21 protein-coding genes are annotated in these 25,026 nt (G+C 50.7%); 10 read left to right on the forward strand and 11 right to left on the reverse strand.

Annotated elements, in window-relative coordinates:
* Nucleotides 1-59: 59 nt before the first annotated feature.
* Nucleotides 60-1,295, reverse strand: coding sequence for a PmoA family protein (locus HGH92_RS04325; protein WP_168869522.1), 1,236 nt, complete (start codon nucleotides 1,293-1,295; stop codon nucleotides 60-62).
* Between the two features lie 136 nt (nucleotides 1,296-1,431).
* On the opposite strand from HGH92_RS04325, the gene HGH92_RS04330 reads away from it, so the two are divergent.
* The 3 genes from HGH92_RS04330 (at nucleotide 1,432) to HGH92_RS04340 (ending at nucleotide 3,935) form a co-directional block, all read left to right on the forward strand.
* On the forward strand, nucleotides 1,432-2,979 hold the full coding sequence (locus tag HGH92_RS04330) for a C25 family cysteine peptidase (RefSeq protein ID WP_168869523.1): 1,548 nt from the start codon (nucleotides 1,432-1,434) through the stop codon (nucleotides 2,977-2,979).
* A complete protein-coding gene (locus tag HGH92_RS04335) occupies nucleotides 2,966-3,247 on the forward strand; it encodes a hypothetical protein (protein WP_168869524.1) in 282 nt (93 codons plus the stop codon). Before HGH92_RS04330 ends, HGH92_RS04335 begins: the two co-directional genes overlap by 14 nt.
* Before the next feature lie 61 nt (nucleotides 3,248-3,308).
* Nucleotides 3,309-3,935, forward strand: coding sequence for a hypothetical protein (locus tag HGH92_RS04340; RefSeq protein WP_168869525.1), 627 nt, complete (start codon nucleotides 3,309-3,311; stop codon nucleotides 3,933-3,935).
* Between the two features lie 30 nt (nucleotides 3,936-3,965).
* Here the strand turns inward: HGH92_RS04340 and HGH92_RS04345 are convergent, their stop codons facing one another.
* The 3 genes from HGH92_RS04345 to dnaK all read right to left on the reverse strand — a co-directional run bounded on the left by HGH92_RS04345 (nucleotide 3,966) and on the right by dnaK (nucleotide 9,719).
* A complete protein-coding gene (locus HGH92_RS04345) occupies nucleotides 3,966-4,991 on the reverse strand; it encodes a dipeptide epimerase (RefSeq protein ID WP_168869526.1) in 1,026 nt (341 codons plus the stop codon).
* A 1-nt stretch (nucleotide 4,992) separates the two neighbouring features.
* Nucleotides 4,993-7,614: a 4-alpha-glucanotransferase gene (locus HGH92_RS04350; protein ID WP_168869527.1), complete on the reverse strand. Its 2,622-nt coding sequence runs from the start codon at nucleotides 7,612-7,614 to the stop codon at nucleotides 4,993-4,995.
* Between the two features lie 197 nt (nucleotides 7,615-7,811).
* Nucleotides 7,812-9,719, reverse strand: coding sequence for a molecular chaperone DnaK (gene dnaK, locus HGH92_RS04355; RefSeq protein ID WP_168869528.1), 1,908 nt, complete (start codon nucleotides 9,717-9,719; stop codon nucleotides 7,812-7,814).
* Between the two features lie 304 nt (nucleotides 9,720-10,023).
* On the opposite strand from dnaK, the gene HGH92_RS04360 reads away from it, so the two are divergent.
* The 4 genes from HGH92_RS04360 (at nucleotide 10,024) to argS (ending at nucleotide 14,728) form a co-directional block, all read left to right on the forward strand.
* Entirely contained in the window at nucleotides 10,024-11,385 is a 1,362-nt protein-coding gene (locus HGH92_RS04360) for an OmpA family protein (RefSeq protein ID WP_168869529.1), read from the forward strand.
* A gap of 106 nt (nucleotides 11,386-11,491) precedes the next feature.
* Nucleotides 11,492-11,968: a GNAT family N-acetyltransferase gene (locus HGH92_RS04365; RefSeq protein ID WP_247654825.1), complete on the forward strand. Its 477-nt coding sequence runs from the start codon at nucleotides 11,492-11,494 to the stop codon at nucleotides 11,966-11,968.
* A gap of 84 nt (nucleotides 11,969-12,052) precedes the next feature.
* A complete protein-coding gene (locus HGH92_RS04370) occupies nucleotides 12,053-12,634 on the forward strand; it encodes a porin family protein (protein WP_168869531.1) in 582 nt (193 codons plus the stop codon).
* Nucleotides 12,635-12,799: 165 nt separating this feature from the next.
* Nucleotides 12,800-14,728 carry an arginine--tRNA ligase gene (gene argS / locus HGH92_RS04375; protein WP_168869532.1) on the forward strand — a complete coding sequence of 643 codons (1,929 nt, stop codon included), beginning with the start codon at nucleotides 12,800-12,802 and terminating at the stop codon, nucleotides 14,726-14,728.
* Nucleotides 14,729-14,959: 231 nt separating this feature from the next.
* On the opposite strand, the gene HGH92_RS04380 is transcribed toward argS, so the two are convergent.
* From HGH92_RS04380 to HGH92_RS04400, 5 genes are all read right to left on the reverse strand, one after another.
* The gene (locus HGH92_RS04380; protein WP_168869533.1) at nucleotides 14,960-15,874 is read right to left on the reverse strand and encodes a tetratricopeptide repeat protein; all 915 of its coding nucleotides are present in this window, start codon (nucleotides 15,872-15,874) and stop codon (nucleotides 14,960-14,962) included.
* 89 nt (nucleotides 15,875-15,963) lie between these two features.
* Complete coding sequence (locus HGH92_RS04385; RefSeq protein ID WP_168869534.1) at nucleotides 15,964-16,455, reverse strand: cytidine deaminase; 492 nt, start codon at nucleotides 16,453-16,455, stop codon at nucleotides 15,964-15,966.
* 136 nt (nucleotides 16,456-16,591) lie between these two features.
* Entirely contained in the window at nucleotides 16,592-17,779 is a 1,188-nt protein-coding gene (gene lepB / locus HGH92_RS04390) for a signal peptidase I (protein ID WP_168869535.1), read from the reverse strand.
* 191 nt (nucleotides 17,780-17,970) lie between these two features.
* Nucleotides 17,971-18,624, reverse strand: a complete 654-nt coding sequence (locus tag HGH92_RS04395; RefSeq protein ID WP_168869536.1) for an alpha/beta fold hydrolase — start codon at nucleotides 18,622-18,624, stop codon at nucleotides 17,971-17,973.
* Between the two features lie 13 nt (nucleotides 18,625-18,637).
* A complete protein-coding gene (locus HGH92_RS04400) occupies nucleotides 18,638-19,822 on the reverse strand; it encodes a sigma-54-dependent transcriptional regulator (protein WP_168869537.1) in 1,185 nt (394 codons plus the stop codon).
* Between the two features lie 281 nt (nucleotides 19,823-20,103).
* On the opposite strand from HGH92_RS04400, the gene HGH92_RS04405 reads away from it, so the two are divergent.
* Nucleotides 20,104-20,916 (forward strand): serine O-acetyltransferase, encoded by an 813-nt coding sequence (locus HGH92_RS04405; protein ID WP_168869538.1) that lies wholly within the window; start codon nucleotides 20,104-20,106, stop codon nucleotides 20,914-20,916.
* A 9-nt stretch (nucleotides 20,917-20,925) separates the two neighbouring features.
* Nucleotides 20,926-21,798, forward strand: coding sequence for a cysteine synthase CysM (gene cysM, locus HGH92_RS04410; protein WP_168869539.1), 873 nt, complete (start codon nucleotides 20,926-20,928; stop codon nucleotides 21,796-21,798).
* Nucleotides 21,799-21,865: 67 nt separating this feature from the next.
* Here the strand turns inward: cysM and HGH92_RS04415 are convergent, their stop codons facing one another.
* The gene (locus tag HGH92_RS04415; RefSeq protein ID WP_078672086.1) at nucleotides 21,866-22,849 is read right to left on the reverse strand and encodes a pyruvate dehydrogenase complex E1 component subunit beta; all 984 of its coding nucleotides are present in this window, start codon (nucleotides 22,847-22,849) and stop codon (nucleotides 21,866-21,868) included.
* 249 nt (nucleotides 22,850-23,098) lie between these two features.
* Here HGH92_RS04415 and HGH92_RS04420 point away from each other — a divergent pair, with 249 nt between their 5' ends.
* The gene (locus HGH92_RS04420) at nucleotides 23,099-23,719 is read left to right on the forward strand and encodes a hypothetical protein (RefSeq protein ID WP_168869540.1); all 621 of its coding nucleotides are present in this window, start codon (nucleotides 23,099-23,101) and stop codon (nucleotides 23,717-23,719) included.
* Between the two features lie 81 nt (nucleotides 23,720-23,800).
* Here the strand turns inward: HGH92_RS04420 and HGH92_RS04425 are convergent, their stop codons facing one another.
* Nucleotides 23,801-24,973, reverse strand: a complete 1,173-nt coding sequence (locus tag HGH92_RS04425; RefSeq protein WP_168869541.1) for an acetyl-CoA C-acyltransferase — start codon at nucleotides 24,971-24,973, stop codon at nucleotides 23,801-23,803.
* Between the last annotated feature and the right edge of the window lie 53 nt (nucleotides 24,974-25,026).

Below are 25,026 nucleotides of genomic sequence, written 5' to 3' on the forward strand. Positions count from 1 at the left end.
TGGGTCAACCTTTTCAGTGACGAAGTAAAGTAAAAAGCATGACATCACAAAATAGATCCTTATTCTTTCCTGACTACCGGCGGGAAGGCAAAGTCCTTCCAGGCAGCTTCCGCTTCTGCCGGCGTGATGTCGCCATCATACACCATTACGCGATAGGTTAACGTATATTCATTTCCGTTAGTTAGCGTCCAGGATTTCATTTTAGTGGGAGAATAGTTGAGCATCAGTTCACCGCCTTCCATATTTTCAGGCCATACGCGGAGTGGTTCCGGGGAGTCATAGTTGGCCGGTGCGTTCATGATCAACAGTCCGGCTTTGCCTTGTGGCGTGGTGCCGGTAATTTTGACCCATCGGGCACGGGTGCTGTCAGCGTCCTTGCGGGTTTTGCCTTCGGAGGTAAGCACCTGGCTGGTGCTGGCGGTGAAGGACGCGGTGGTGCGCAGCCCGAAACCGCCACCGTAGCGGTATTGCAGCAATGTGATGCCGTCAGCTGTTGCAGGAGTGAACAGCGAGGTGATGTCCCACAGGCGGCGTTTGCCGTTGTCAGTAGCCGGGTAGGCCCGTACCTCCCAGGTTTCATTGATCGCTACTTTTTCCGTGCCGTCTTTCAGAAACGCCACATGTTCCTGGCGGGCGCTGAAGCCGCACCAGGCGTTGCCGACGGTGACGGATTCCATTTTCACGAAACGTACTTTGCCTTCTTTTTTCTGTACGTTCCAGAAGTCTGTCTCCCTTCCTTCAAAGCTGGTATGTGTCCAGGGGTTCCAGATGCCCATATGGTGCCGATGGCCGGCGTTGGGGAACGCGTTGGTGAGCACGGCGCCGTTAGGTGCCCAGAGCGGATGGATAAAGGCGCTGCGGCGATATACCGTATCGCTGCCGGCAGGTGGTTCTACCGTAGCATAGTTGTATTGCAGATTTTTTTGCAGGCCTTGTTGCAGTACCAGGGCGCTGTGATTATCGGTGACCTGCATGACCGGCGCCACGGATGTTTTCCGGTTGGCTTTTTTCAGTTCGTACGATCTTTGGGCGCCTGCGGGCGTACGGCCTTCCAGTACCCACCAGAGCGCTCCTTCCGCCGCAGTAACGGCGACGGGCACACGTTTTTTCCCGGTCACTTCTTCCAGCAGCAGGCTTTCTGTGTCTGCCGGTTGCTCCAGCCGTATATGCACGATGCTGTTATGTCGCTCGATATCGCCTGCCTGTACGGTATAACGGGCAATGACCTGTGCGGCAGTCTGCTGGCCGGCCAGCAGGCCGCCAAGGAGACAGAAGCTGCGGAAATATGTTTTCATCTGCAATCGTTTGCAACAAAATACGGTTTACTTTTTCACTATGCAAATACTTTGCGTGATGGTATGTTAATATTGTTACGGGAACCTTGCCTGTTATCCGTTTATTTTAATACTTTTAGCGCTTAACGAAGAATATATGGCAAGCCCTGCGATTCATATGTTGACGACGAAACTCATTATAACCAATAAAACGGCCTTACAAAAGAAGTATGGAGACCAGCACCAGGCGCTACTGGACGACCTTGCCTCATTGCAGGCGGCGGATGCCGGCAGGCAGTTGTCCACCCGGGTGATTTTCCTGGATGACGCCGCCCAGATGCAGGCCTGCCAGTCCACCCCGGTGACGGAAGTGACAGATGAGGCCCAGCATAAAAAAGCGATCGATGACCTGTACCGGTTTTATTCTCCCGGTTATATCATGTTGGTAGGCGCGCAGGACATCGTTCCCTTTCAGCGGTTAAAGAACCTGTTGAAAGATAACGACCCTGACAGCCTTATCCCCAGTGATCTGCCATATGCCTGTGACGCGCCATACGATACCGATCCCGGCAAATTCATTGCGCCCACACGGGTGGTAGGCCGCGTGCCGGACATCCCGGGAGTTGCTGACCCTTCCTATCTGCGGTCACTCATCAAAGACATACTGGACACGGTATCACAGCCAGCCCAGGTGTACAGGCCTTATTTTGCTGCCAGCACATTTGACTGGCAGGACTCTACACAGAACAGCCTGCAAAACATATTTGGCGATAAAAACGGCCTGCTGGTTTTCCCCGGCACGGACGCACTCAACGGCTCCAACTGGTCTACCCAGATGATGCCTAAAACACATTTCATCAACTGCCACGGTGCGATATACAACCCCGGCTACTATGGCCAGAAGGCGGCCGATTTCCCGCTGGCCATGCGGTCAGACACCATTACCGCCAAACTGAGCACCGGCACCATCGTGGCGGCCGAATGCTGCTATGGCGGCCAGCTGTACGACCCGCAGAAAAATGCGGCCAAACTGATGAGCATGGCCAACAGCTATCTGCTGAACCATGCCATCGCTTTCGTAGGCGCTTCCAATATCGCCTACGGCCCGCCTACCGGCCAGGGACTGGCCGACCTGCTGACACAGTTTTTCCTGATCAACGTGCTCAATGGCGCATCTACCGGCAGAGCGCTGCTGGAAGCCCGTCAACGTTTTCTGCATGAAATGGGCCCCACCCTCGATCCTTTTGAGCTCAAAACAGCGGCCCAGTTCTATCTCCTGGGCGACCCGTCGCTGCAACCGGTCATCAACGACAGAGACCCCAGCACCGATGGTGTAACACAACCTTTTGTAAACACCCTTCAGAACCGCCGCGACAACCTGGAAGCCCGTGGTAAAATGCTGGACGATTTCCTCTCACCACCAGAGCACACTACAGACACCCATGCCACAGACCCCGCTCTGGAAGCGGCCATACACTCCCTGTTAGGCGTAAAGCAGTTCACCTCGCCCCCACCGGCGAAAACATTTATCAGTCAGCGGAAAAGCCAGCTGACGAACACGGCATCAGGCGCGTCCATACCATCTGTAAAATTTCACGTATTTTCGGAATCAGCAGTCAGTGGAGAGCGCACCAGCACCAAAGTGCTGGTCGTAAAAGAAAAAAACAATCAAATACTGGGCTACCGTGAATATGTCAGCAGATAATCATCACGAAAAAAATATCATCCGCCTTACCGGCCGTCTGGTATTGCGGACCTTCGGCCAGCGCTCCAAAAGTGAGCACCTGGGCGTATATCTGGTCACCGACCAGGGCGACTACCTGATACGCCCTGCCGGCGCCAATCCCTTCATGGATAACCCGCTGATGAAAATGGCCGGGAAAACCGTCACCGCCGAAGGGTATATTGTAGACTACGTATTTCTGGCGCGCTCATGGAAAGAAGAAGATCCCCACACGGATGCTGCTATTTAGCGGTTTTTTATTACTTTGGCGTTTGATGCCATCCCGCACGCATAGATGACAACAGCAACCTATGAACTTATCCTCTTTTGTAACTACCCTGGTCCGCGATGGACAAGTGACCGTAGCCACTGTGGCCCATCCCTTTTCCCAGGATGACCTGACGGAGACCCGGAAGGTGCTGCTGAACTACTACCAGCATGATGTTACCGATATGCCCGGACAGGCACCCGCTTTCGACAGTGATGCCGCACTATGGGCTGCAGGCTTCCTCTACAGGGCAGCACAACTGATCAAACTCCGGCATATCGACAACGCCGGCATCGATCAATGGTTGCCTAAACATCCCGGGGCCGCCGGACCGGAAGCCGTTTATTCCGCCGACCTGTGCCTGCGTTACCTGCCAGACCTGCTTAGCATGGCCAGAGACCTCGCCCCCGCAGACCCGCTGGTACAACGCCTCAACGAAACAGCCGCTCAATGGCCGTTCTCATCCACCGGTATGAACATCTTCCCGGTGACACCCCTGACCGCCATCACCGGACACCCTTCGCTGTTGCTGGCTTATACAGACCGTGTCATCGCCAGCAAAGACACCGGCAGATGCAGTAACCCCACGGTGATGACCGCCGTGAAAGCCGCTCTTGGCAACTACGCCAATCTGCTGTGGCCGGGGTTTTATGACAGCTTCCGGGATTAACATACAAACCGATAGCCCTCAATCATGTTTTTATCGAATAATTTCCTGCCGCAGCACAGCGCCCACACCAGGCCTGTCGGCATAAATAATACGGCCGTTGTCGATACGGATGCCATCGGCGGTATCTTCCGCCAGCAGCAGCGGCCCGTCCATATCCACATAGTCCAGTAAGGGCAACAGATGCGCCACAGCGGATGTACCGACGGTGCTTTCATTCATGCTGCCGGTCATTACCTTCATATCATATTGCCGCGCTTCTTTGATCATACGCAGCGCCGGCGTAATGCCTCCGCATTTGGTCAGTTTGATATTGATCCCGTGGAAATAGCCATGGCAGCGGGCCACGTCCTGTTCCACGATACAGCTTTCATCTGCAATGATGGGCAGTACCGACTGTTCAAAAACATTCTTCATACCCTCTCTGTCAGCTGCCGCCATCGGCTGCTCAATGAATTCCACGCCCAGTGGTTTCATGGCAGCGGCATTTTGCAGCGTTTCCTCTACGCCCCAGGCGCAGTTGGCATCTACGCGGAATACCGCCGTGGTGTGCTTTCTCAGCTCAGTGATAATCGCGATATCTTCTTTGGTGCCCAGTTTAATTTTATAGATCGGCCAGGGAAACTCCTTTAGTTTCTTCACCATATTTTCAATGGTATCAATGCCGATGGTATAGTCTGTCAGTGGATTATGGGAAATATTGAGCCCCCACACTTCATAGAGCTTTTTGTTTTGCCGTTTGGCGTAGAGGTCCCATGCCGCGAGGTCCAGCGCGCAGAGGGCGAACATATTATCCTGCAATAACGGGAACATGTCCTGCCAGAATGCTTCCGGCTTGTCCAGCGTATAGTTCTCGATAAAGGGGCGGTGAGCGTTGATGGATTCCATCAACCGGGGCACGGTCATATTGTAATAGGAATTGTCGGCCGTTTCTCCGAGGCCCGACAGGCCATCCTGTTGCAGTTCCACTACCAGTAAGGGTTGTACGTCTTTCGATTTGCGTGAAATGGTGAACGTATGGCGGAATTTCAGCTCAAAAGGATAAAGTGTGAGTTTCATTTTAAAACTTTCGTAGTTCGTAATCCGTAATTGGTTTATTAATTCTGTATCTCCAGTAATGTTGTGTCACCGCGGGAATATTGATCCTTTCCTTATCGGGGTGCTGGTCCGGCATATAGCCCGACGCTGCCAGCAGGTCCTGTATTTGAAAGATACGCCACATGGCATTAGCCTGCAAGTGTTGACCGATAATTTCCTTTATCAGGACAGGATTGGCCTGTAGCGGGGCCGGTGTTGGATGTTTTAATACCTGTTGATAATATTTTCGGGAGATGCCTGCGTTTTCTTCCCACCATCCTCTCAGCGTGCTCATATCGTGAGTGGCCGGGGTCAGCACTGACAGGTAGGGCGCCTCAAAAATAGCGGCGAAATCCTGTCCGCTCCTTTTGGGCATGCGCTCTACTTCCAGTCCCAGGATGCCCTGCGCCTGCATCACGCCCGGCACGCAATGTGGCACCATGCCCAGGTCTTCCCCACAGATCAGCATACGGGTGGCCCTTCTGATGAGAGGCAGCTTATGCATGGCTTCCTTGCGCCAGCAGCTCTCCTGCCGAACATAAAAATAATGATGGTACAATGCCAGCAACCGTTGTTGTGTAACGGCGTCCAATGCTGCAAATGAGTTAGTGCCGGCCAGGTCGTAACGGGGGTGGTACATCACCCTTTCCCCTTTGGCGACCTTTATCAATAATACGTCGGCGATCAAGCTGAACAGCGCCGACTCCACAGCTTCCGGCAGCTGCAGCTCCCTGATTTTACGCTGCGTGTCACAATGCGGCTGAAAAGCATAACGCCCGTTGGGCAAGGTGTACAGATAACGGTCTTTGACAATCCCGGCATAACTGCCGAAGATCTGGTCCAATATGGCGTCGGTCACCCATGGCTGGCAAAAACGCTCTTCTTCAAAAGGGATGCCTTTCTGCAGCAGTTCTTCCCGGCTAACGGGAATGGCTGGATGAAAATGTCCCAACAGCCCCTGTACGGCGTGTTGAGGTATCTGCCAGATGCGAAAGAAGCCCAGGATATGATCTATCCGGAAAGCGTCGAAATAAACGGACATATGCCGGAGCCGTTGCTGCCACCAGTCGCAGCCGTCGGCCATCATTTTTTTCCAGTTATAGGTAGGAAAGCCCCAGTTCTGCCCTTCTGCCGTAAAGCTGTCGGGAGGCGCACCGGCCTGCATGTTCAGATGGTAAAGGCCGGGATTCATCCAGGCATCTGCGCTGTAGCGGGAAATACCGATAGGGATATCCCCCTTCAGGGCTATTCCTTCCCGGTGTACGGCTTCTACAGCGCTTTGCAGCTGAAGGTGCAGGTGGTACTGTATAAAAAAATAAAAGTGTGCCGTATCTGCGGCAGCCCTGTCTGCTATCACCAGCTGGTTGATAGCCGTATAGTCGTATTGGTTATATTCAGGCCAGCGGGAATAATCGCTGGTATGGTATTTATCACGCAGATAACAGAAAACAGCATAAGGCAGCAACCAGTGTTCGTTGGCGGCAAACCATTGCCAGTAGGCGCGGGTTTGCAGCTTCTCACCTTCCGCCTCATAAAGGGCTTTGAGATAGGCCAGTTTATAGGACAGTACGGTTTCATAATCCACGTCCTCTTTTTCGTTGAGCCATTGCCGTAAGGAATGGAACTGCCGTTGCAGCGGATGGCTGTCTGGCAGCCGGCCTACGTCCTGCAGACGGATATATAGCGGGTGCAGGGCAAAGGAGGAGATGGCGGCGTACGGGTAGGAGTCGCGCCACGTCCAGGTGCTGATCGTGTCATTGACCGGCAGCAGCTGTATCAGTTGCAGGCCGCCCTGCCGCGCCCATTGCGCCAGCGGCGCCAGGTCGGCGAATTCGCCGGTGCCAAAGCCCTCGTTGCTGCGCAGGCTGAATACGGGCACGGCTACACCGGCGCCTTTCCAGAGAGGATAATCTCTCCGCACAAAGTCATCATGCAGCACCGCCAGGCCACTGGTATCGTAAGGAGGCAGTTCTCTGTCAGGGCCGTTTTCATAATATTCGAAAGTATGGTTGTCCAGATCGTAGATACCATATTTGTACCGCACAGGCGTGGCAGCGGTGGCCGGAAGTTGCAGTGCGGCGGTAAACCATCCCTGGGCATCATATTGCAGCAGCAGTGGTGTTTCGATGTTCCAGCCGCCCAGCTGCGGGATGCTGCCGAGCAGGCATACGGTTTTGCCGGCGGGCAACAGCGGGGCCTGTACGCGGAAAAGGTGCGTAGCGTGACGAATGTCAGGCTGTTGTACCGGATGTCGGAAAAACACCCTTGTAAACGGGGCTGTTTGCCAGGCATGCTCCGGCTTTCCGGCGTAGCTCCAGGTATCGGTGAACTGGTACGTTTCCCGGGCCGGCTCCAGCGGTATTTCCCGGATACCGCCTTCATAGGTCACTTCTTCCAGTTCCCTGAGTATGTATTGATATTGGAGAACAACAGGGGTGTCGGCGGTAATATGGATAGTAGCGCTCCACCAGTCGTCATTTTCCCATTGCAGGCGAAGGGCCTGGTGCGGCACGTCGTTGCCCAGTGCGGGAATGTTTCCCAGCAGGTAAATTTCCTGCCCGTAATGGGTGTGGTACCGAAGGTTAAACCGTAATTTCTGATGCATCTGTTCCCTGGCTAAGCGGGAACAAAATAAAGATATTTAGGGATTTTTTGATGTATGATTTCCTGATTTCGGGGATGACAAAAGCGATTGGACCACATAAAAGCCAAAAGACCGAAGCGAAAGTTATTCGCTTCGGTCTTTTTGTTTATCAATGTACGAAATCAGAAAATCGTACATCAAAAAATCCGCAAATGGATTTATTTCACTTCTTCAAACTCTGCATCGGTAACACCGTCTGCGCCTGCGTTAGGCTGGCCTTGTTGCTGGCCGGCACCTCCTGCAGCAGCGCCTTCCGGCTGGCCCTGCGTTGCTTTGTAGATTTCTTCAGAAGCAGCGGTCCATGCAGCTTCCAGTTCAGTAGTAGCAGCATCCAGCTGTGCACTGTCCTGGGATTTGTGGGCTTCTTTCAGTTTATTCAGCGCTGTTTCGATGGTTGCTTTTTTATCAGCAGGAACTTTATCGCCGTATTCTTTCAGTTGTTTTTCTGTCTGGAAGATCAGGCTGTCTGCTTTATTGAGCTTTTCGATTTTTTCGCGTTGTTCCTTATCGGCTGATTCGTTGGCTTTCGCTTCTGCTTTCATTTTTTCGATCTCGTCTTTATTCAGACCGCTACCAGCTTCGATTTTGATATTCTGCGTTTTACCGGTGCCTTTATCTTTGGCAGTTACGTGCAGGATACCGTTGGCGTCGATATCGAAGGTCACTTCGATCTGCGGAACGCCGCGCGGAGCCGGAGGAATATCGCCGAGGATAAAGCGTCCGAGGGTCCTGTTCTGGTTTGCCATTGGCCTTTCACCCTGCAGTACGTGGATTTCCACGCTTGGCTGGTTGTCAGCGGCAGTAGAGAAGGTTTCGGATTTTTTGCTCGGGATGGTAGTGTTGGATTCGATCAGTTTGGTCATCACACCGCCCATGGTTTCGATACCGAGGGACAGTGGTGTAACGTCGAGCAACAGTACATCTTTCACCTCACCGGTGAGTACACCGCCCTGGATAGCAGCACCTACGGCTACCACTTCATCAGGGTTTACACCTTTATTCGGTTTTTTACCGAAGAATTTCTCTACCACTTCCTGAATTTTCGGGATACGGGTAGAACCACCTACGAGGATAACTTCGTCGATCTCAGAGGTGTTCATGCCTGCATCTTTCAGGGCTTTGCGGCAAGGTTCCAGTGTTCTTTCCACCAGGCTGTCGCTCAGCTGCTCAAATTTAGCACGGGTGAGTTTTTTCACCAGGTGTTTAGGCACACCGTCAACAGCGGTGATATAAGGAAGATTGATTTCTGTTTCAGCAGAAGAAGACAGTTCGATTTTAGCTTTTTCGGACGCTTCTTTCAGACGCTGCCAGGACATCGGGTCTTTGTGCAGGTCTACACCTTCGTCTTTTTTGAATTCGTCGGCCAGCCAGTCCATGATCACCTTGTCGAAGTCGTCGCCACCGAGGTGCGTGTCACCGTTAGTGGATTTTACTTCAAACACACCGTCACCCAGTTCCAGGATGGAGATATCGAAGGTACCGCCACCGAGGTCAAATACAGCGATTTTGGTATCGGTATGTTTTTTATCGAGACCGTAAGCCAGGGCGGCTGCAGTAGGTTCGTTGATGATACGGCGTACAGTCAGACCGGCAATTTCACCGGCTTCTTTGGTAGCCTGACGCTGAGCGTCGTTAAAGTAAGCAGGAACAGTGATAACTGCTTCGGTTACTTCCTGGCCCAGGTAATCTTCGGCCGTTTTTTTCATTTTCTGCAGGATCATCGCGGAAATCTCCTGCGGCGTATATAATCTGCCGTCAATATCAACGCGGGTGGTGTTGTTATCACCTCTTACCACTTTGTAGCTAACGTGTGTCAATTCGTTGGATACTTCGTCAAAATGACGTCCCATGAAACGTTTCACTGACATAATGGTATTAACGGGGTTAGTGATAGCCTGACGCTTTGCGGGGTCACCTACTTTCCTTTCTCCGTTTTTCAAAAATGCCACTACTGACGGGGTCGTTCTCCTTCCCTCGTCATTGGCAATCACTACCGGTTCGTTACCTTCCATAACGGCAACGCATGAATTGGTAGTTCCTAAGTCAATGCCTATTATTTTTCCCATAGTATTAAGATTCTCCTTTAGTTGTAAGTTAAAAGTCGTATTTGTCTTAGGTTTGTCAATGATTATGCCAAGCAAAAAAATATGAAATTATGTCAGTCAGGTGTCCTATATTTGAACAAGTGAGTTGATTATTTGGTTATTTAGTCATTTGTAAGACCCGACAAAATGGCCAGGCAGCATCGCCATTTGTGTAGTTCTGTTACCCGTTCTTAGCCTCGCCTTTCTTTAGCAGCCTATTCGTCTCTTACCTGTATTTGTATCATTTTATCAGACAAAAGCAATTGTATCACTTAAGTGTTTTCTTATGAACAAATCCATTATCTGGCGGGCATCCTGTGCCCTTATGGCCCTTTTGCCCCTCTTTAGCAATGCCCAGGACCAAACAACGACGTCTGCTGTTCCCACCGTACAGCTATTTAAAGGCCCCCAGGAGTACAAAACATGGTCAATCGGTATCAATGGCGGCCTGCTGGCCCCAGTGGCTGCCACCGGCGGTAGTAACGACTTTACCAAATGGAAGGCCTCCGGCGGTTATGGCGCCTATGTAAAATACCAGATACTGCACTTTATGGCCCTGCGAGCCGATTATGTAGGCGGTAAATTAAAAGCCGACAACAGTAAAAACTGGGGCAATGGCCAGCCGCCTGTTAGTCCTTACAGCTCCTTTGAAACAAAACTCAAATGGTCCGCTTCCCTGAACGCGGTATTTAATATCACAACGGTCAACTGGCTGTTCCGTAAAAACTTTGTCATGCTGTATGGCTCTGTGGGCGGCGGTATCGCCGGCTATAGCCCTACGCTCACTCCCACCGGCAGCAACACTTCCTTCGATTATAAACCCGATGGCACCATCAAGGAGCTGATCATCCCGGTAGGCGCCGGCCTGAAGTTCAGATTATCTGAATTCATCAACCTCGACCTCGGTTATACTATGAATTATGTGGATGCGGACAACCTCGACGGCCGCAACTATGGGCCCAACAAGGACAAATACTCCTATGGCTACGCCGGACTGGAGTTTGCCCTTGGCAAAAAAGGCAAGCCCCAGCTGCAGTGGCATAACCCTGCTGCCGCCACCTACGATGAGCTGGAAGCACAAAAAGCATCCCTCCGCACAGCCCTCGACGCTGCCAACCAGGCTAATGCAAGGCTGACAGCCGACGTGGACAAACTGACCAAAGACAGCGACGGAGACGGCGTTTCCGACTTCTTCGATAAATGCCCCGGCACTCCGGCCAACACCGCTGTAGATGGCGCCGGATGTCCGCTGCCGGCCCCGGTTATAGAGAAGAAGGAAGAAAAGGTGGTCATCACGGAAGAAGATACCCGTATCGTGAAGGAAGCAATCCAGAACCTGGAATTCGACTTCGCGAAAGCCACTATTAAAGCACATTCTTACCCGGCGCTTGACAGGGTGGCAGAACTGCTCAAACGTAAAAACCTGAACCTCAAACTCAGCGGCCATACAGACAACGTGGGAAGCAAGGAACGCAACCTGGCCCTGTCCAGAGAAAGAGCAGAATCCGTAAAATCCTACCTGGTAGCCAAAGGTGTAAACGCCTCTAAAATTGAAGCCGTGGGTTATGGCATGACACAGCCCATTGCCAGCAATAAAACCGCTGCCGGCAGACAGAAAAACAGAAGGGTCGAATTCACCATCTTCTAATATTTGTTGATCATCTCTCCGGAAAAAGCGAAGGTTTCATCAACCTTCGCTTTTTTTATAGCCTAATTTGTAATTTAGAGGATTAGGAAACTTTGACATGGAAACTATGACAATCAGAACAATCACGCCTGCCGACAACCCAACGCTTGCCAACATTATCAGGACCTCCCTCGCAGAATTCGGAATGGACGTGCCCGGGACCGTTTATACCGATCCTACGACCGATCACCTGTCCGACATCTACAATAAACCACGGGCCACCTATTTTGTAGCAGAAGAAAACGGGGTTATCCTCGGTGGCGCCGGTATTCATCCGCTCGATGGCGGTGAAGACCATGTATGCGAACTGCAGAAGATGTACCTCCTCCCCGCTGCCAGAGGCAAAGGCCTCGCCGGCAAGCTGATCACGCTGAGCCTCGAATATGCCAAAGCCAACGGTTACACCCAGTGCTATCTCGAAACAGATCCCCGGCTGGCCAGGGCAAGACAGGTATATGAACAATTCGGTTTCAGGTACCTGACAGGCCCCATGGGCAATACCGGCCATTTTGGCTGTGATAGCTGGATGCTGAAGGATTTATAAGGATTCCCCGTTCCGTAGTTTTTTATGGACTGATTAAATCCGGCATATTTCTTGGGATGAGGGGCGAAGCAAAAAATACATATCATGAAAAAACTTATTCTGTCTGGTATACTCGCCATTGGTACTGTACTGGCAGTAAAAGCACAAACAGTGAAATTTGGTGTAAAAGGCGGCCTCAATCTCGCTAAAATCACCAACGAAAGCTCCGCTAAAACCCGTGCCTCCTTCTATGCCGGCGGTCTCGTAAACATCGCACTGGACCAGAACTGGGCTATCCAGCCGGAACTGTTGTACTCCGGACAAGGCGCCAAACTGAAGTCCAGCTACCTCGGTGGCCTGATCACCACAGAAGGCACACTGAAAACAGATTACATCAATATCCCTGTCATGGTGCAATACTCCATCGTTCCGGCCTTCTACCTCGAAGCAGGCCCGCAGCTGGGCATCCTGGCAGGTGCCAAAGTGAAAGGCGGCAACGTGTCTGTAGATATCAAAGACCAGATGAAAACAGTGGACTTTGGCATCGGCGTAGGTTTCGGTTACAAGTTTGACATGGGCCTGGGCGTATCCGGCCGTTACAACTTTGGACTGACCAACATCTATGACTCCGATAAAACCACCAACAAAAATTCCGTAGCACAGATCGGTCTGTTTTATATGTTCTAATTACGAATTACGAATTACGAATTACGAGTTACGAATTACGAATTAAGGGCTTTTTTATGGAGAGGTCAGTAAATAAACTTCCCATAAAGAAGCCCTTAATTCGTAATTCGTAACTCGTAATTCGTAATTCAACTATCTTTGCTCCTCGCATTAATCATTTTCAGCATGAGTGTTGTACAATCAATCAGAACGGCGGCTGTTGCTGCCATTAAATCACTTTATAACCAGGACATCGCATTGGCCGACGTTTCGATCAATGTGACCAAGCCTGAGTTTCAGGGTGAGTATACCATTGTTGTTTTCCCGTTCACCAAATTCAGCCGACAAAAACCCGACGAAACCGCTCAGCACATCGGCACCTGGCTCACTGCCAACCAACCGGAACTGATCGCCGGTTTTAACGTGGTAAAAGGCTTCCTCAACCTGGACATCAACCAGGACTACTGGACTGCTTTCCTGCAGCAAAACCATAACAACAGCAACATCGGCATACAACCCGCCAACGGCAAAAGGATCATGGTGGAATACTCTTCCCCCAATACCAACAAACCGTTGCACCTCGGGCACCTGCGTAATAACTTCCTGGGGTATTCCATTGCGGAAATCCTGAAAGCCAATGGATACGAGGTCATTAAAACAAACCTCGTGAACGACCGTGGTATTCACATCTGTAAATCCATGCTCGCATGGCAGTTGTTTGCACACGGCGATACCCCGGAATCGACCGGCATCAAAGGCGATCACCTCGTGGGCGACTACTACGTGAAATTTGAAAGCGTAGTAAAAGAACAGGCCGAGCCTATCATCGACCGGGTACTGGAAAACGATTTCCAGGACTTCGAAGGCGCCGACGTGGAAAAACTGACAAAACTGGTAACCGCCCTGCACAAGCCGGAAGTAAAAGCCGACGAAGATAAAACCGCCAAAATTATGGGCGACATCAAAGAGATGGCCCGTAATAAAACGGAGATCATGCAGCAGGCTAAAATCATGCTGCAACAGTGGGAAGCCGGTAATCCGGAAGTACGCCACCTGTGGGAAACCATGAACAGCTGGGTATATAAAGGATTTGACGCCACGTATAAAAGGCTGGGCATCGACTTCGATAAAATGTACTATGAAAGCGATACCTACCTGTTGGGCAAAGACCTCGTGGCAGACGGCCTGCAAAAAGGTGTACTGTTTAAAAAAGATGACAACTCCGTATGGATAGACCTCACCGCTGACGGACTGGACGAAAAGCTGCTGCTTCGTGGCGATGGCACCTCTGTGTATATGACGCAGGACCTGGGCACCGCCCGGCTGAAGTACAACGACTATCACATGGAACAGAGCATCTATGTGGTAGCCGATGAACAGAACTACCACTTCAAAGTACTGCAGCTGATCCTGGAAAAACTGGGCGAACCTTCTGCTGCAGGTATCTACCACCTCAGTTATGGCATGGTGGAACTGCCCCACGGCCGGATGAAAAGCAGGGAAGGCACTGTAGTGGACGCGGACGATATGGCTGAAGAGATGGTAAATACCGCGAAAGAAGCCACCGAAAAAGCCCTGCAAAAGCATAGCGATATCACGGAAGCGGAACTGAATGAGCTGTATGAAACCATTGGCCTGGGTGGCATGAAGTTTTTCCTGCTGCGGGTAGATCCGAAGAAAAAAATGATCTTCAATCCGGAAGAATCCATCGACCTGCACGGCTTTACCGGTCCGTTTATCCAGTATGCGCATGCCCGTATCAAGTCTATTTTGCGGGACGTTGGTCCTGTGGAAGGTCTTGAGAATTTCCGCTACCACGGCGAACTGCTGCCGCTGGAAAAAGAACTGATTGTGCTGAACGAACAGTTCGAAGGTGCTGTAGTAGAAGCGCACAGGGAAATGAGCCCGTCTGTTATCGCCAACTACGTGTTCCTGCTGGCGCAGACGTTCAACTCCTTCTATGCTGCCAAAGTAGACGGCGTATATACTTACTCCGTACTGCGGGAAGAAAATGAAGACAAGAAAAAATTAAGACTGCAACTGATCACCCTCACCGCACACACTATCCGTCAGGGTATGAAGCTGTTGGGCATCAATGTACCGGAGCGGATGTAATCTTACCCGGCATAAAAATATGAAAAGGCAAAGCCGGAAAGCTTTGCCTTTTTTCATATAAAAAATAAACGCTGCGGTCCTCACGGGCCGCAGCGTTAGCAGCTTACGGCCGCCGTGGCCGAAACTGCCGAAGAAAATACCACAGCTAGCAGCAACGAAAAAGGAGCTTGCCAATCCTTGATACGTTGTTTTTAATCCTTCCTCACTGTGGCAAATAATGTTTGTTCAATGTTATCTGATAGTGCCTGTAGCCGTCGCTTTGTCACACAGGGCCATGCCTCTCTCCGTCTCACCCTTACCCATATACGACTTTCCGAGCATAAACATAGCAAATGCATTTGTTGGCTGCAAGCACAACACCTTTTCCCACTGGGCAACAGCCGCTTCAAAATCTCCTTTTCCATAAAAGGCCTGCGCAAGATTGAAGCCCACCTGTTCATCATCTGGTTGCAGTTGCTGTGCTTTCAGCAGACAGGCAATGCCTTTCTCTGTTTCCTGCAGTTGCAACCACGCAGCGCCGGTGTTGAACAGAAAAAGCGCGTCCTGTTTGCATCCCAGTATGGCGGCTTTTTCAAAAGCCTGTACCGCTTTCGCCGGTTCGGTCACATTAAACCACATCATGCCCAGTTCATACCAGGCCGCGATATGCGTGCTGTCCAACAACAGGTCTTCCTGATAATAGTGTATGCTTTCCCGGTAGTTGCCCAGCTGCGCGTAAAGCTGTGCCAGCTGGTAAGGCACCATTTTATTGCCTGGTTCTTCGTTCAGGGCCTGTTGCAGCGCTTCCAGCGCGTTTTCATACTGATGCAGGTAGTAATAACTCAGTCCTATCTGCCGGCTCATATTGACCGCTCCCAGCTGCTGTGCTTTACGGCAACAGATCAGGGCGTCCGCGTATGATTTTCTCTCAAAGTAAATATCTCCCAGGGCACTATAGGCAGCAGTAAAAGCACTGTCTGCCTTAATGGCCGCAGCAAAGCGCAGGCGGGCAGCTTCATGCTGACCGGATTTTCTGAAGGCAATACCTTCGCGGTAAAGATCACGGGCTTTATCGTACCATTTGGTTAACGGCACCGCGGTAACAGTGTGAATGGCCATGCTGAGCATCACAACAGGCAAACATAGGACAAGGCGATAGGTCATCATGTGTAGGCTTCCCTACAAAGATAATATTATTTAAATATTTATATATTTTATTATTAAGATGATAATAATTTAATAATCAACAAGTTGGATTATTTTTCAGTCATGTCGGATGCAGAGAACCCTAACGGCAGCAGGTCATTGGCCTTATTGATAACATACACCTTGCCGCTCAGTCCACCCAGGATGAGGCGTATCGGGCTTTCCTGGCGCAGTTCATATTCTGCCAGCGTTTGCCGGCAAACGCCACAGGGCGAAATGGGATGGTTACTGTCGCCGTGCATATTGTTATAGCTGACAGCGATAGTGTCTACCGGCACGTCCGGATAGGCCGAGGAGGCAGCAGACAAAGCCACTCTTTCCGCACACAGGCCGGCGGGGAAAGCGGCATTTTCCTGGTTGGAACCGGCCACAATTTCGCCATTGACCAGCCGTATCACCGCACCCACCTGGAAATGCGAATAGGGTGCATAGGCATGACGGGTCACATCACGGGCCTCTTTCAGTAACCACGCGTCCTTATCATCCAGACCGGTAATATCATTATATACCAAAAACTCAAATTGTTGTAATTGTTTCTCCATAAAAAAAGTGTGAAGCTGTTACGTATAGCCTTTACCGGGATACGCCTGCAAACGGGGCTGTAAGGGGGTAAAGACAACTACGGACCGGCAATATGCCAGTCCGTAATTTACTTTAAAAAATATTTTCAGCCAGTGCTTATTTGATACCCCTGAACAAGCGGCTCCAGCGGATGCCGTTGTCGCCATAGCTCATCCAGATCAGCCATGCCTTACCTACCACGTGATCTTCCGGTACAAAGCCCCAGAAGCGGGAATCGAGGGAATTGTTGCGGTTGTCCCCCATCATCCAGTAGTAGTTCATTTTAAAGGTGTAAGAATCCGCAGGCTGGCCGTTAATGATGAATTTGCCATCTTTACGTTCCAGCGTATTGCCTTCGTACACACGGATCACGCGGTCATATATGGCAATGTTGCTGTCGTCCAGTTTAACGGTAGCGCCTTTCTTCGGAATATACAGCGGCCCGAAGTTCTCTTCTGTCCATTTGAAGTGCGCAGTATCGTGCGGAAACACCATGTTGTAGTTAAAATCAACATAGTTGGACTCCTCGTATACACTGATGTTTTTAACGATCGGGAACTGTTTCAGGGCAGCCACATTGTCCGGTGTGAGGTTGTACACGTATTTGTTGTTGTCGAACGTATATTCCGGGCCGGTAATGCCCAGTTCTTCCAGACGGCTGGCGTTGAGCTGATCGCCGGTTGTTTCCACCACGTACTTATGCTGGCTGCCTGGAGGCACCGGTGCCGGCTGACCATTCACATATACTGCGCCGTGTACGATTTTGATGGTATCGCCGGCTTCCGCCATACAGCGTTTGATATAGTTTTCCCTTTTATCTACCGGGCGATGAATGATCTGATAGGAATTGTTGACTGCCGCCCAACCGTTCTGTCTCACCATGTTGTAATAACTTGGATCAGGTGCGTCGATAGCCACTGTATCTCCTTCAGGGAAGTTAAACACCACTACGTCATACCTTTTGATATCGGAGAAACCGGGGAGGCGTTTGTATTTCCATTTAATGGCTTCAGAGTAAGCTTTGGTGGATTTGGTGAACGGCATGGTATGATGCACAAAAGGCATGGCCAGCGGCGTCATGGGAATCCGGGGACCGTAACTGATCTTGCTGACGAAGAGGAAGTCATTTACCAGCAAGGTCTTTTCCATGGAAGGTGTAGGAATGGTATAGGCCTCAAAAATAAAAGTGCGGATAAGCGTGGCTGCTATAATAGCAAAGATGCCAGCGTCTAACCATTCTCTCGCCGTAGATTTCTTTTTCTTTGGCTGACCTTCTTTATTTTTTTTCCAAAATGCCAGATTCATTCAGATACGCTTATTAGATGCTTAAAAAGGCAAATATAATATTCTGTTGTTAGTGAGTAGCTTTTCCCATGGAAAAGTTTTCTTAAAAATAGCTTAAATAATACCGCTATAACTATTAAAATTAAAAATAATGTTTTAAAGCAGCAGTAGAAAATCCCTGGAGGGCGCGGGTGGCTGATAAGCGGTTGGTCTTAGCTGAGCAGCGTTTCGCTTAAGATACGATTGACTTCCGCCGCCCGGTTGAGCACCATAAAGTGGCCGCCATCGGGAATAACGTGAGTGGGCTTTACAAAACGGATGGGGAAGGGCATGTCTTTGGCCCCGTGGATATGTACCAGGTTGGGCGGCACGGTATCGTTTTTCCAGTGCAGGATAGTGTTCACGGCCCACCGGGTGTAGGTGAAATCGCTCTTATTGAGATATTCCTTTACCAGCTGATCTTCTTCCCTGCTTTCGATATTGAGGAACTTCTTTACTACCAGGCCCCGCTGGCGGTAGATGACGGCGTCCGGCAACTGGTGCAGCCGGAGCTTGCGTACCCAGTCGTAATATGGCGGCTTTTCAGTAGTGTGTTTGATGCTGGACACCAGGATGTTCTGGGCAATGGGCCGCACCTTGGCTATCTCCAGGCTCATGATACCGCCAAAAGACACGCCCATCAAAGAAATGGGCCCATCAGCGGTAATGCCGGCCGCCATACGGGTGGCATAGCTGCTGATGGGCTCATCGGGAAGCGGGTCAATCCATTTCAGGTGGTGTATGTCATAGCCGGCCGGGAAACGCAGGTTGTTGAAGATGCGTTCGTCAGCCCCGAGGCCACTGATGAGATACAGCTGTCTGGACATATTATTTTCAGATTCAGGAACCTGCTTTTTTTCTTTCGCGGTTAGGTACTACAAAGTCTTCCACATCTTCTGTGGTGATGGTTTTACCGGAGAGGATCACCAGTCTTTCCACCACGTTGCGCAGTTCGCGGATATTACCTGACCAGTTGTGGTTTTGCAACGCTTTCATGGCTTCCTTGTCAATTCCTTTGCGGGCGATGCCGTATTCAGAGCACACAGCATCGAGGAAGTTATCGACCAGCAGTGGCACGTCATCGCGGCGGTCGTTGAGGGACGCCACGTGAATAAGGATGACGCTCAGGCGGTGGTAGAGGTCGAGGCGGAAGTTTTTGTCTTCCACTTCTTTCAGCAGATCTTTATTGGTAGCGGCCACCACACGCACGTCCACGCTGATTTCCTTGTCGCCGCCCACGCGGGTGATTTTCCCTTCCTGCAGGGCACGGAGCACTTTAGCCTGTGCGCTGAGGCTCATATCGCCGATTTCGTCGAGGAAAAGGGTACCGCCGCTCGCCTGTTCAAATTTACCAATGCGTTGTTTAACAGCGGAGGTGAAGGAGCCTTTTTCATGGCCGAAAAGTTCGCTTTCTATCAGTTCGCTGGGGATGGCCGCGCAGTTGACTTCCACCATCGGGCCGGCGGCGCGGTTGCTGCGCTCGTGGAGCCAGCGGGCCACCAGTTCCTTCCCTACCCCGTTTTCACCGGTGATCAGTACACGGGCATCGGTGGGCGCCACCTTCTCGATCGTTTCACGGATTTTCAGGATGGGCGCAGAAGAACCGATCATTTCCGGCACTTTGTTGACCTTGCGGCGCAGGGTCTTTGTTTCTGTCACCAGCTTGGTTTTGTCCATGGCATTGCGCAGGGTGATCAGCAGGCGGTTCAGGTCCGGTGGTTTGGAGATATAGTCATAGGCGCCTTTTTTCACAGCGTCAACGGCAGTATCGATATTACCATGGCCGGACACCATGATGATGGGCACGTCCTGGTTGATTTCCCGGGCTTTCTCCAGAAATTCCAAGCCATCCATTTTAGGCATTTTGATATCGCACAATACGGCATCGTATTGTTTTGCCTGGAACATTTTAAATCCTTCCAAGCCGTCCGCAGCCTCGTCTACCTTATACCCTTCATAGCTCAGAATTTCAGTGAGTGTTTTACGGATGCTTTTTTCGTCGTCAATAATTAAAATGTTAGCCATAGCGAATTTGAGATTTATAATACCGGTATAGCCCGGTAGTAATCAGCGCCAAAAATAACGGAGATTTGGCTATTTTCCACTTTGTTAGGTAGTTATTTGACAATTTACTCCGAAGAATGACCGCATTCAATTTACGTAAATTAACAGATGACTATCTTCGCGGCAGATAAATATCAAAATATCCGATGTTAAAATTCCCAAATGAAAAGTCTACTAACTTTACAGGGAATATGTGTAATTTTATAATACAAACGAATACAGATCTGTAATTCCTTCCGCATATGAGCGATTTTTTGGAAGAACTGAAGCGGAGACACCAATTGGCTGCCGCAAATGCTTATCCCGCCACAAGTGTTGTAAGTGATTTTGCCAATAGTCTGATTAATTGGTTATTCCCCGAACACACCGGCCAGGTGATGGCCGATCCCGTACTATTAAAAGAGTACGGGCGCAAACTGGAGAAACAGCTGGAGACATTGTTGCTGCCGATGCAGCATCAGTTGCCCGCAGAAGCCGGCCATATCAGCCGGGATTTCATGAGCAGGGTGCCACAGATATATGATGAGCTGACCAAAGACGCAAACGCCATTTTCCAGGGCGATCCGGCAGCGACCTGCCTGTATGAAGTGATCCGTGCCTATCCGGGGTTTTATGCCATTGCGTCTTACCGTATGGCGCATGCCCTGTACGAACTGAAGATACCGCTGCTGCCCAGGATGATCACGGAGCTGGCGCATGCCCGCACCGGTATTGACATTCATCCGGGAGCGGTGATAGCGCCGTTTTTTTGCATAGACCACGGTACCGGTATTGTTATTGGAGAAACCACCGTTATTGGTCAGCATGTAAAGCTGTACCAGGGCGTAACGCTGGGGGCCCTGAGTATAGAAAAGACGATGGCGCGCAGCAAGCGGCACCCGACCATCGAAGAGCATGTGGTGATTTATGCCGGCGCCACCATCCTGGGCGGCGACACGGTAATAGGCCATCACAGTGTTATAGGCGGCAACGTATGGCTGATACGGAGCGTTGAGCCTTTTTCCCGTATCTATTACAAAGCAGAGCATAAGTACCTGGAGAGCAATCACGAATAACTACCGATTATGGCGACAATACTGGACCTCGTTGGCAATACGCCAATGGTGGAATTACAACGGATTCCGGAGAACCCGGACGTTAAAATATATGCTAAACTGGAAGGCACCAATCCCGGTGGCAGTGTGAAGGACCGGGCCGCCTATGGCATGATCAAGGGAGCGCTGGACAGGGGTGAGATACGCAAGGGCACCCGGCTGATAGAAGCCACCAGCGGCAATACCGGCATAGCGCTGGCGATGATCGCCAATTTGTTCGGTATCGAGATAGACCTGGTGATGCCGGCCGACTCCACGCTGGAGCGGGTACAGACCATGCAGGCCTATGGCGCCAGAGTGGTGCTGGAAGAGTCTATGGAGACCTCCATTGACTATGCCAATGCACAGGTGGCCAAAGGCGGCTATGTGATGCTGAACCAGTTTGCCAATCCGGACAACTACGGCATGCACTATAAAACCACCGGCCCTGAAATCTGGCGGGACACGGCCGGCCAGGTCACCCATTTTGTGAGCGCCATGGGCACTACAGGCACCATTATGGGCGTATCAAAGTACCTGAAGGAGCAGAACCCGGCGGTGCAGATTGTGGGCTGTCAGCCTACCGATGGCTCCAAAATACCGGGTATCCGTAAATGGCCGGAGGCCTATCTCCCTAAAATATTTGATAAATCGAGGGTGGATGTGACCATGGAGATCGATGAAAAAGAGGCCAGGGAGATGACCAAAAGACTGGCAAAGGAAGAAGCCATTTTCTGTGGTATGAGCAGCGGCGGAGCCATGGCAGCGGCTTTACGGCTTTCACGGGAACTGACTGGTGGCGTGATCGTGGGCATTATTTGTGACCGGGGCGACCGGTACCTGTCGAGCGACTTGTTTGCCTGAACTACTGTATAAAAACAAAAACGGCGAAGAGGATATCTTCGCCGTTTTTTTATGTTCCGAAGGGGAATTATTTCTTCATGTACATTACTTCTTTTACCAGTTTCACGGTGCGTTCAACATCCGGCATGTACAGCTTCACCAGGTTGGGAGCGTAGTGCATCGGAGCATCAGGAGCAGTGATACGGCGGATCGGAGCGTCCAGGTAGTCGAAACCTTCTTTCTGGATGCGGTAAGCGATTTCAGAAGAAACGCTGGAGAACGGCCATTGTTCTTCCACGATCACCAGGCGGTTGGTTTTCTTAACAGACTCGAGGATGGTGAACCAGTCCAGCGGACGGATAGTACGCAGGTCGATCACTTCCGCTTCGATGCCTTCTTTCGCCAGTTCTTCCGCAGCGCCGAGGGCCACTTTCATCATTTTATTGAAGGAAACGATGGTCACATCTTTACCGGCACGTTTGATGTCAGCTTTACCGATAGGGATGATGTACTCTTCTTCCGGTACTTCGCCCATATCGCCGTACATCACTTCACTTTCCATGAAAACAACCGGATCGTCATCGCGGATAGCCGCTTTGAGCAAACCTTTCGCGTCATATGGATTGGACACGGAGATCACTTTCAGGCCGGGGATGTTAGCATAGTAGCTTTCAAAAGCTGTAGAGTGCTGAGCGCCCAGCTGACCGGCAGAGCCGTTAGGCCCGCGGAAAACGATCGGACAGCCAACCTGGCCACCACTCATGGCGAGCATTTTGGAAGCCGTATTCAGGATCTGGTCTAAAGCCAGTGTTGCGAAGTTCCAGGTCATAAATTCCACTACCGGGCGAAGGCCGTTCTGTGCAGCACCAACGCCAATGGCAGCAAATCCAAGTTCAGCGATCGGCGTGTCAATCACACGTTTTGGACCAAACTCATCGAGCATTCCCTGGCTCACTTTATAAGCACCATTGTATTCGGCTACTTCCTCCCCCATCAGTAATACCCGTTCATCACGGCGAAATTCCTCCTGCAGGGCTTCTCTTAAGGCTTGTCTGAAAGCTATCTGACGCATGCTATTCTTAATAAAGTTTGAAAGTTTAAGTGCCTGATTGTCGTAAGGCAGGGCAAAAATATTGTTTGTTGGTGAAAAAGCAAAGGATTAATAATTAATATGACAGCCAGCCCATAAATATTTAACTATTTGATTATTTAAACATTTAATTAATTTTATATTTAAATTTATATTTATCTAATTAATGTCGGTTACCGGTTATTTCCATCTCGTTTAAATATTAAAATATTAAAACATATACCTTATCCTATGGTTACGCTGACCATTCTCACGATCAGTTTTCTCACCGCGATATCCTGCAAAATCAAGAAGGTAAAATCACCGGTAGCACTGGCACTCACCTGGTATGTCCATATCATATTCCTATTCTTTTCGGTGATCTGCCTGTTGCTGATGATCAACGGATATGGATTTAAAGGCACCCAAACGGAGCGCATCTTCTTCACGCTTTATGCCGGCAGCGGCATGGTCCTGTATGGACTGAGCAAGCCCGGTACCGATGCCAGGCACGCCTATCTGACAGTGCTCTTCAGTTTCCCGTTTGTATTGTTGCTGGGCCTCGTTATCCCGCCGCTGCGTATCCTGACACTGGTGGTAACGCTCACCCTGTTGTCTGACAGCGACTTTCGCCGGTACACCATCGATGATGACCACGCCCTGCAGAGCAAAACAAGCGGCATTCTGTCGGTAACGCCTGCCTACAGCATGGTCACAGACAAATACTGGCTGTTTGAAGAAATTACACCTGATGTGATTAAACCTCGTCAGGCCGTAAGCAACCTGCGGTTAAAGAAAAAGGGAGAAGACAGCGTATTGGTGCAATGGGGTTATGGGAAGATGCGGAAAGACACGCTGCTGGCGCTGGAATAAATTTTTTGATTTACGATTTTTTGATTTTGGGATTTCGGGAGATGTTCGCAAAATCCCAAAATCAAAAAATCGTAAATCAAATTATGCTTTTTCTATGATCATCGCGCTGGCGCCGCCACCACCGTTACAGATGGCAGCCAGGCCATAGCGGGCATTGTTTTCATGCAGGATGGAATTGAGGGTCACCACTATTCTGGCGCCACTGCAACCGATCGGGTGTCCCATAGCGACTGCTCCGCCCCATACATTCACTTTGTCCAGCGGCATGTTCAGGTCTCTCGCATTGGCAATGGGCACGCAGGAGAAGGCTTCGTTCACCTCCGCGAAATCCATGTCAGTGATTTTCAGGTTGGCCTTGGCCAGCGCTTTTTCCGCCGCTTTCACCGGGGTAGTGGTAAACCATTCCGGCGCCTGGTTGGCATCGGCAAAGCTGATAATTTTAGCCAGCGGCTTCAGGCCCAGCTCCTTCAGTTTTTCTCCGCTTACCAGTACCACGGCAGCAGCGCCATCATTAATGTTGGACGCGTTGGCAGCGGTGATGGTACCATCTTTCTGGAAAGTGGGTTTCAGTGTAGGCACTTTTTCCAGGATCACCTTTTTATAGTCTTCGTCTTCGGACACTGTCACCACTGTTTTACCGGGTATTTCCACCGGCACCACTTCTTTTTTGAAGTAGCCTTTTTCCCAGGCAACAGCAGCACGGCGGTAGCTTTCGATGGCGTAGGCGTCCTGGTCTTCCCGGGTAATCTTATATTCTGCTGCGCAAAGTTCTGCAGCATTGCCCATGTGAAAATCTTTGTAGGGGTCCCAGAGGCCGTCGCGGATGATGCCGTCTGTCACCGTGCCGTGGCCCAGTTTATAACCGGTACGGGCTTTATCCAGGTAATATGGTACGCCGCTCATATTCTCCATACCGCCGGCCACTACAATATCGTTATCCCCCAGCAGGATGCTCTGCGCGCCCAGCATAATGGCTTTCATACCGGAAGCACATACCTTGTTGACACCGGTGCAGGGCACTGTATTCGGCAAACCTGCGCCCAGGCTGGCCTGTGTGGCAGGTGCCTGCCCCAGGTTCGCACTGATCACGTTGCCCATATATACTTCATTCACTTTAGCGGCATCTACTCCTGCCCGCTCCAATGCAGCTTTAATAACGGCAGAACCCAGCTTTACGGCCGAAACGCCGGCCAGTGTACCGTTGAAACCACCAATAGGTGTACGGACCGCGGCTACTATAAAAACTTCTTTCATCTGTTTATTAAGATTGTTTGGCTTGTTTGGATAATCTACCAAATATAAGGAAA

The sequence above is a fragment of the Chitinophaga varians genome (assembly GCF_012641275.1).
Lineage (GTDB): Bacteria > Bacteroidota > Bacteroidia > Chitinophagales > Chitinophagaceae > Chitinophaga > Chitinophaga varians_A.

Excerpts from the sequence above, each read along its gene's own strand:
- HGH92_RS04380 (WP_168869533.1), bottom strand. The coding sequence starts at position 15,874 with ATGATGACCTATCGCCTTGTCCTATGTTTGCCTGTTGTGATGCTCAGC.
- cysM (WP_168869539.1), top strand. The coding sequence starts at position 20,926 with ATGGCGACAATACTGGACCTCGTTGGCAATACGCCAATGGTGGAATTA.
- HGH92_RS04330 (WP_168869523.1), top strand. The coding sequence starts at position 1,432 with ATGGCAAGCCCTGCGATTCATATGTTGACGACGAAACTCATTATAACC.
- HGH92_RS04340 (WP_168869525.1), top strand. The coding sequence starts at position 3,309 with ATGAACTTATCCTCTTTTGTAACTACCCTGGTCCGCGATGGACAAGTG.
- HGH92_RS04370 (WP_168869531.1), top strand. The coding sequence starts at position 12,053 with ATGAAAAAACTTATTCTGTCTGGTATACTCGCCATTGGTACTGTACTG.
- HGH92_RS04395 (WP_168869536.1), bottom strand. The coding sequence starts at position 18,624 with ATGTCCAGACAGCTGTATCTCATCAGTGGCCTCGGGGCTGACGAACGC.
- lepB (WP_168869535.1), bottom strand. The coding sequence starts at position 17,779 with ATGAATCTGGCATTTTGGAAAAAAAATAAAGAAGGTCAGCCAAAGAAA.
- dnaK (WP_168869528.1), bottom strand. The coding sequence starts at position 9,719 with ATGGGAAAAATAATAGGCATTGACTTAGGAACTACCAATTCATGCGTT.
- HGH92_RS04385 (WP_168869534.1), bottom strand. The coding sequence starts at position 16,455 with ATGGAGAAACAATTACAACAATTTGAGTTTTTGGTATATAATGATATT.
- HGH92_RS04345 (WP_168869526.1), bottom strand. The coding sequence starts at position 4,991 with ATGAAACTCACACTTTATCCTTTTGAGCTGAAATTCCGCCATACGTTC.
- HGH92_RS04325 (WP_168869522.1), bottom strand. The coding sequence starts at position 1,295 with ATGAAAACATATTTCCGCAGCTTCTGTCTCCTTGGCGGCCTGCTGGCC.
- HGH92_RS04415 (WP_078672086.1), bottom strand. The coding sequence starts at position 22,849 with ATGCGTCAGATAGCTTTCAGACAAGCCTTAAGAGAAGCCCTGCAGGAG.
- HGH92_RS04425 (WP_168869541.1), bottom strand. The coding sequence starts at position 24,973 with ATGAAAGAAGTTTTTATAGTAGCCGCGGTCCGTACACCTATTGGTGGT.
- HGH92_RS04365 (WP_247654825.1), top strand. The coding sequence starts at position 11,492 with ATGACAATCAGAACAATCACGCCTGCCGACAACCCAACGCTTGCCAAC.
- HGH92_RS04360 (WP_168869529.1), top strand. The coding sequence starts at position 10,024 with ATGAACAAATCCATTATCTGGCGGGCATCCTGTGCCCTTATGGCCCTT.
- HGH92_RS04335 (WP_168869524.1), top strand. The coding sequence starts at position 2,966 with ATGTCAGCAGATAATCATCACGAAAAAAATATCATCCGCCTTACCGGC.
- HGH92_RS04400 (WP_168869537.1), bottom strand. The coding sequence starts at position 19,822 with ATGGCTAACATTTTAATTATTGACGACGAAAAAAGCATCCGTAAAACA.
- HGH92_RS04350 (WP_168869527.1), bottom strand. The coding sequence starts at position 7,614 with ATGCATCAGAAATTACGGTTTAACCTTCGGTACCACACCCATTACGGG.
- argS (WP_168869532.1), top strand. The coding sequence starts at position 12,800 with ATGAGTGTTGTACAATCAATCAGAACGGCGGCTGTTGCTGCCATTAAA.
- HGH92_RS04405 (WP_168869538.1), top strand. The coding sequence starts at position 20,104 with ATGAGCGATTTTTTGGAAGAACTGAAGCGGAGACACCAATTGGCTGCC.
- HGH92_RS04420 (WP_168869540.1), top strand. The coding sequence starts at position 23,099 with ATGGTTACGCTGACCATTCTCACGATCAGTTTTCTCACCGCGATATCC.